3 protein-coding genes, 2 pseudogenes and 1 other annotated feature are annotated in these 5,321 nt (G+C 55.9%); of the genes and pseudogenes, 4 read left to right on the plus strand and 1 reads right to left on the minus strand.

Translation table 11 applies throughout. The annotated features are described in order from the left end of the window. Nucleotides 1-93 (plus strand) — a sequence feature (AL1L pseudoknot). This feature is flagged as partial in the annotation. Further along, nucleotides 1-138 (plus strand): annotated as a pseudogene (locus tag ABJN75_RS18940) (IS3 family transposase); the annotation flags it as partial. It overlaps the preceding feature by 93 nt. A 592-nt stretch (nucleotides 139-730) precedes the next feature. On the opposite strand, the pseudogene ABJN75_RS18945 reads toward ABJN75_RS18940, so the two are convergent. Next, nucleotides 731-904 (minus strand): annotated as a pseudogene (locus tag ABJN75_RS18945) (DUF6538 domain-containing protein); the annotation flags it as partial. 1,065 nt (nucleotides 905-1,969) lie between these two features. Here ABJN75_RS18945 and ABJN75_RS18950 point away from each other — a divergent pair. The 3 genes from ABJN75_RS18950 to ABJN75_RS18960 all read left to right on the plus strand — a co-directional run bounded on the left by ABJN75_RS18950 (nucleotide 1,970) and on the right by ABJN75_RS18960 (nucleotide 4,901). Further along, the gene (locus ABJN75_RS18950; protein WP_348441156.1) at nucleotides 1,970-3,397 is read left to right on the plus strand and encodes a DNA methyltransferase; all 1,428 of its coding nucleotides are present in this window, start codon (nucleotides 1,970-1,972) and stop codon (nucleotides 3,395-3,397) included. Next, nucleotides 3,397-4,269: a DUF5681 domain-containing protein gene (locus ABJN75_RS18955; RefSeq protein ID WP_348441157.1), complete on the plus strand. Its 873-nt coding sequence runs from the start codon at nucleotides 3,397-3,399 to the stop codon at nucleotides 4,267-4,269. Before ABJN75_RS18950 ends, ABJN75_RS18955 begins: the two co-directional genes overlap by 1 nt. Nucleotides 4,270-4,373: 104 nt before the next feature. Next, nucleotides 4,374-4,901, plus strand: coding sequence for a hypothetical protein (locus tag ABJN75_RS18960; RefSeq protein WP_348441158.1), 528 nt, complete (start codon nucleotides 4,374-4,376; stop codon nucleotides 4,899-4,901). Nucleotides 4,902-5,321 lie beyond the last annotated feature (420 nt).

Raw genomic sequence — 5,321 nt, forward strand, 5'->3', positions numbered from 1 at the left:
CGACCGCCCGTTCAAACGATGATCCGCTTTATTGAGGATCACCGTGCTGATCATGGGGTCGAGCCAATCTGCCGTGTGCTGCCGATTGCCCCTGCCACTTTCTATGACCACCTGGCCAAGCGCGCTGATCCATCGCGGCTACGGGCACTGGAATGCTGATTGGTGCGGCGGGAGCAGGGGAGGCCGATCCAGTATCGACATCAACCGGAACCGATTGAGCGATCGGCCTTCGTGCTTCTTCCAGCAGTCCCGACTGGAGAAGCAGGTCATCGTCATGACGAAGGCCGGTCCAGCGGCGATCGGCGTCGAGAAGTGCTGCAGCCATTCCCCGAAGATAGAGCTGCTCGGCCTGCTGCACATTGACCCTTGTTTCAGGAATGCTGAACTCGGCCATCAGCCCCGCAATCCGGTTGCGGTTTGGCGGCATGGCTCCGATATCCCGTAGGCTCGAAATCGTCTGGGCTACCAGCGTGATCGTCTGCGTTTCAAGTCCTGCGGCCAGCATTTCCTTGTGCTCGATCTCGCCCACCGCAGCATCGATGCCTTGGGCCGCGAAGAGACGGTATGCCCAGCCGGTCACAATGTCCGAAGTCCGCCCACTCGCAGCGCTCTCGCCATAGGCCAGCTCAGCGGCCGCGACACGGTCAAGCTTGGCACTATGGGTGATAGCCACTTTGGTCAGGATGCGGCGGGCGTCATCAGCAGAGATCATGGATTGTCTTATCCCGTGGATTAGGTGCTCGCTGGCCCTTGTGACCTCGGCGGCGATCGAACGGGCAATGTTCAGCGACGTTGTCCGCAGGCTGACTTCAATACCCAAACGGCAACCGGTCCGAGGCTGGACCGGCAGTCGCCGCCTCCACCAATAGACCGCTCCACGCCGGAACACATATTGTACACTCATGCCAACCTCCGTTTGGAGGTGACGGATTCGCCAACTTTTCCGTCTGCTGGGCACCAATGTCAGACACGCGTGGTGGACACTCGTGTAAGACAGTACTGTCCACCAGACGGCAAAACGTATCCCTAGCTAACGAAAAAACGGTGGAAAATCAATCTTGTTCAGAGCTTGAAGAGGGAGATTGGCTGTGCATTTTTTCTTTGGCGAACCAGTCTCTGGTGTCATGTGCCGAAACTGGAGAGTTTCCGCGGCGCAGGATCATGTCGGGTCGTTGAAATAGCCGATAATTCAATGGCTTGGCAGGAAACCCGTCGATCGGCCTCGGTATCTTGGTTCGGAATTTAGCCGTCAATTTTTGCGGTTTGTGTGCTGTTGAACGGGAAATCACGGCGAACTCCTTGCAGTTATGCGGGATGACATTGTCGTTAGGTGGGATCCGATTGTCGTTACGTGGGATCGGATTGCAGTTAGGTGGGATCGCATTGTCGTTGGGCGGGATTGGTGCGTCTGTTCCCGGGAACGCCATGGCGTTACGCGGGTGGGTTTGGCGCGGATTGCAGTTTGGTGATTTCGAATTGTCAGTTGGTAGTGGGCCCCATCCACGAATTCGCACTTATCTGCATTTTTAATCGAGACGTCGCCTCTACGGTCAGCGACCAGGTGGGATCAGGTGTTGGCAAACGATCAGTCCGGGAACGGGATCAAATCCGCGCGACATAAGAACGTGTGAATTGGGTCCAGTTTGTGCGAAGAACACGAAATCGTTTCATTCTAAAATCAGACTTGAAAACGTCATATATTGGAATACTATTTCAATTCTTCTTGATTTGGTTTGCGTCGAAACTCTCCATTTCGAAACAAATCAAATTTGAACCGGCTTCAAAGTCCGTAGGCGGCCGTTTGATCTGCAGGACTGTTTGGTGCTCTGCGTAATCGAAACAGTTTTGCGTACTGCATACCACCCCGTTGCGATGACCGGTCGCGTTCCGGTATTGTTCACTCAGTTCCCGAGTAGCCAAAACCATAAACACCTCATCCGCCGTGTGGCTGAGAAAATGGAGAATGCAGATGCATCCGCCAAGCGATGACTCATGCCTTGAACAAACATGCCCGATCGACAGTCTTGTACCTTATGCCAACAATGCCCGAACCCATTCGAAGAAACAGATCAGACAGATCGCTGAAAGCATAAGGCGCTTTGGTTTCTGCAACCCGGTTCTGATTGCAGATGACAATACGATCATCGCCGGTCATGGCCGCGTCGAAGCCGCAAAGCTGATCGGGACGGCAGAGGTGCCTGTGCGCAAGCTCTCGCATTTGTCGCGAGATGAAGTACGCGCCTATATCCTGGCGGACAACAAGTTGGCCGAGAATGCCGGTTGGGACCGGGATGTGCTGGCGATTGAAATGCAGGGCCTCATGGATCTGGATTTTGATATCGAGGATCTCGGCTTCTCCACCACCGAGATTGACCTGACCATCGGTGGAGAGATCAGCGGCACCACCGAATCCGATCGTTCGCTCGATGCAATCGAGCCGGTGGGATCAGGTACCGCGGTGACGCGGGCAGGAGACCTCTGGTATCTCGGGCCGCACCGACTTCTCTGCGGCGATGCCCGATCAACCGAAGATGTTGCACGCCTGTGTGATGGAAAGCCCGCAGCGCTATTGTTTACCGATCCGCCTTACAATATAGCCATTGATGGCCATGTCAGTGGATTGGGAAGGATCAAGCACCGCGAGTTTGCACTGGCGTCGGGCGAGATGGACGAAACTTCGTTTACGGCTTTCCTGAAGGAATCCCTGGGTGCAGCATCCGCTCAACTCAAAGATGGCGCGATCGCCTATGTCTGCATGGATTGGCGCCATATGCGTGAACTACTTGAGGCCGGACATGCGGTCTTTGATGAACTGAAGAACCTTTGCGTCTGGAACAAGACCAATGGCGGCATGGGATCGTTCTATCGCTCCAAGCACGAACTGGTGTTCGTGTTCAAGAAAGGCAGCGCGCAACACATCAACAATTTTGGCCTGGGAGATACCGGACGCCACCGCACCAATGTCTGGGATTATCCCGGCATCAGTTCTCTTGGAGCCACCCGGGATGAAGAGCTGGCGATGCATCCGACGGTCAAGCCGGTGGCATTGATTGCCGATGCGATCCGCGACTGCTCGAAGCGGGGCGATGTCGTGCTCGACGTCTTTGGTGGATCCGGGTCCACTCTGATCGCCGCTGACCAGTGCGGCCGTGTCGCCCGTCTGATCGAGATCGATCCACTCTACTGCGACACCATCATAAGCCGCTTTGAACGCATCACCGGGGAGCCGGCGCGGCTGGCGGAAACCGGTGCCACGTTTGCGAAAGTGGCGATCAAACGGATGGACGCCCAGGATAGCGGTAATGGCTCTGACCTGTGCGCTTCCACAGAGATCGGCGCCTCTGAGTTGTCGGGCTTTTGCCGTTCATCGGTCAACGCGGGCGAAGGAGAACTCTAATGGCCAGAAAAAGAGGCAACCGACCCACCACCGGAAAGAATGGTGAGAACCGGGAACTGACGCAGTTCGAAAAGTCTCTTCTCAAAGAGGCCAACCGCACGATCACGCTGCGCAGCGACGGTCGCTCCCAGGAAGCCACGCTTTCCGAAGCCGTCATCCGCAGATTATTCCAGGTCGCAACCAATGGTTCGCCGCATGCGCTCGGCCACGTCCTGCGAAACCTCAATGACGCGCAGGCTCTCAATCAGGCGCTGATCCGCGAAAAAGTGGCAGAGGGCGAGCGGATCAAGCAGCGGCTGCAACAACGCCTCGACCAGGCTGTCCTTGAAGGCGCTGACCCGGTCTGGGTTGTTCCCCATCCCGACGACCTTGTCATCGATGAAGAGGACGGCTGGACCATGACGGGTCCGATGGATGAGGAGGATTTGAAACCCATCCGCCGCCGCGTCACCATGCGCAATATCTTCCTGCTGCAGTCGGTGCTCGAGGAGCGTCTGTCTGACGCTCCGCGATTGGGAGAGTCCGATGTGCCAGCTGTAGAAACCGCGGGTAGCACCTCACAGGTCTTCGCGACCTTGCTTAATGACAACCTGCCACAGCGGTTCCAGCTAACGGTCACCGGATTTTTGTTCGAGACCATGCGTTACCAGCGGCTGACCAAGCGCGAATTGCTCAAGACAACGCGCATGGCATGGGCCGCGATTGGCCAGCCCTTGCCCCGAGGCGCGATCCTGCCGCCCTGGAGCGAAGCCGGTCCGCGGGTCGAGCACATGATGCGTGTCCTCCAAGACGTCCTTGGCCAGATGAGGGCGGGTACGCTTACCAGCGAGCGGGATATCGCGGAGAAGCTGGGCGAGATGCTGCGGCGGTAACGGTTCCACAATTTTGATCGATCACCATCCGGATATAATATGACTTCACCTGCATTTGCCCTGACAGCGGAGGCTGGACGTAAAGACGACGCATTGCCACGCAAATGCTTGTGCTGTGGCGGGTGCGATCTCTTACCGCGCCGCATGACCGAGAAATACAGCAGGTGGCTCATGACGTCCATACGACCGTTCTTCCGGGGATACTGCTTGGCGCTTCGGGATGTTCAGTATGCCACCGAACGCTACGCCAATCCTCTTACGGCTCCCCAATTGATCATTGGGCCCTCAACGTCGCCGCCAAGACCTCTGCGATCGAGCTGATGCGGCTCAAGATGGATCGCAGTCCTGCATTGCGCATAGTCGAGAAAGCTGAATACATTCTCCGAAGTGATCTCCAGACCTGCTTCGGTGTCAGCAATCTGACAGACCCCGAAGCATTCGGACATGGTTATCGAAGCTGGTTTGATCGGGCTCTCGAACTCATGACTGACGATGCACGGCGAATGAATAATCCCGGCGCTCGTCTTGCCATTTTTGAAGCTATTATGAGGCTTGAAAAGATCAGGTTCGATATCGCTTCAGATAAGGGCGGCAAGGTACGGACGCTCAGTGCACGAAATTACATGATGTAGCTTTCATATGATGAGTTCGCCCGCAAGCCTACGTCCAGAACTTCGTTCGACCGGATGAAATACTGGATTTGGGCGCTTCCCTCCTTGCGGCACAACTCAGCGATGATGTCTGCTGCCAAAAATTCTGCCGGATTGTGCGGCGGATGTCCTGACCACGTGTTCGGTCGACCGTTTGACACCAGTCTGCTTCGCATTCATTTGCTTTACTTCGCAAATGTCGAGAGGCCGACCCCTCTTAATTCACAACCTGAAGTCTGTGCCATAAGCGCTGACGACGATCAGGTGAAGGATTTTTGAGCTACCCCCCGCAATTTGGACACTGACATAAGCTACGATTTGCAGTCTGCTGGTCTTCGACGAAAAGGAGATCAGAGATGTCGAAACGCAAACAGCACGCGCCTGAGTTCAAGGCGAAGGTCG

Origin of the sequence: Hoeflea sp., from assembly GCF_039975035.1 — a bacterium.
Lineage (GTDB): Bacteria > Pseudomonadota > Alphaproteobacteria > Rhizobiales > Rhizobiaceae > Hoeflea.